Consider the following 1339-nt stretch of genomic DNA (forward strand, 5'->3'; position numbering starts at 1 on the left):
ACCGCGCACCTGGCTCCATACCGATGCATGGCTTCCGCCAATCGAGTCAATCCCGGAATATATTCGTCGCCATCGGCCACAAGGCAGGTCACCGTGGAGCGACCGGTTTTCCCCTGAGGGGAGGTGGCACCAACGATGATCAATCCTGTTCCCCCTTTGGCGATGGTGGCATGGTGATGAATATCCCGGGCACTCACCGAACCATCAGCATGGGCAGAGCTGATGTCAGTCGGCACATGGCAGATCCGGTTGGGCACTGTTACCGCACCAATCATAATCGGCTCAAAAAGATATTTGAACATGGGTCATTCCTCTCTTTATTCGGTTTTCTGGAAAACCACGTTCCCATCCAAAACGGTATACCGAACACCAAAGTCCTCATCGATGACGGCAAGATCAGCACACTTACCCACGGCGATGCTGCCCACTTCCCGATCGATACCCAGGACTCTGGCCGGATTCAGCGTTCCCCAGGCAAGGGCTTCTTCGAGGGGAATTTCGGCATACTCCATGAGTCGCCGCAGAGCCACATTCATGGTTACTGCGCTCCCGGTCAGGTTGCCGTCAATGGCCGGGTCTTCATCGATCATCCGGATGACATTTCCTGCCACCCGGACTTTCCGGCCATCCCGATAGCGCAAGATCGAGCCCTCCGGCATGCCCGTCCCCACCAGGGAATCGGTTACCAGAATTTTTTTTCCACTGGGTTTCACCTGCTGAATGAATCGAAAGAATGGCGGAGGCACGTGAATTGGGCAACCGATCAGTTCCACGCTCACCGTATCATGGGAAAGCACCGCCGTTTCCACCCCGGGAAGCATGACCAGGGCCTCCCGGGGGTTTTCCCGATAGCCCAGCATACCGTCGTACATGTGAGTCACATGGCGCGCACCAGCCAGAATCGACCGCTCGGCCTCCTCGTAGGTCGCCTCAGTGTGCCCAATGACCGGGAGAATACCCCGGCAAGCCAGGGTCTCGGTAAGCCACACTGCGTTGGGCAATTCAGGGGCAAAAGTTACCGTGACCAGGACATCACCAACTTCCCCCAGGACAAAGGCCACATCTTCTTTGGTCGGCACACGAAGGTACTCCAGCGGGTGTCCACCCCGGCAGCGGGGGGCCAGCCAGGGACCCTCAAGGTGCACACCATGGAGGATTCTCCCATATCGACTCTCTTCCTTGACCTGTCGCAACTGCTTGATCTGCTTCACCGTCTCCGGAAGAGGCCGAGAAATGGTGGAAGCCACCACCCGGGTAACGCCAAAGGCGAGATACCGCTTCATCCCTTCAGCAATGCTCTCAAAATCACCCTCCACAAAATCCACCTCAAAAATGCCGT

Annotated in this window: 1 protein-coding gene and 1 pseudogene; both read right to left on the minus strand. The window is 56.9% G+C overall.

All coding sequences use genetic code 11. The features are described 5' to 3' along the window. Positions 1-302: pseudogene (locus ABJK56_RS13825) on the minus strand (hypothetical protein); the annotation flags it as partial. Positions 303-317: 15 nt separating this feature from the next. Then, on the minus strand, positions 318-1339 hold a 1022-nt coding region (locus ABJK56_RS13830; RefSeq protein ID WP_347245254.1), incomplete at its 5' end, for an amidohydrolase family protein.

The sequence above is a fragment of the Thermogutta sp. genome (assembly GCF_039793925.1).
Taxonomy (GTDB): domain Bacteria; phylum Planctomycetota; class Planctomycetia; order Pirellulales; family Thermoguttaceae; genus Thermogutta.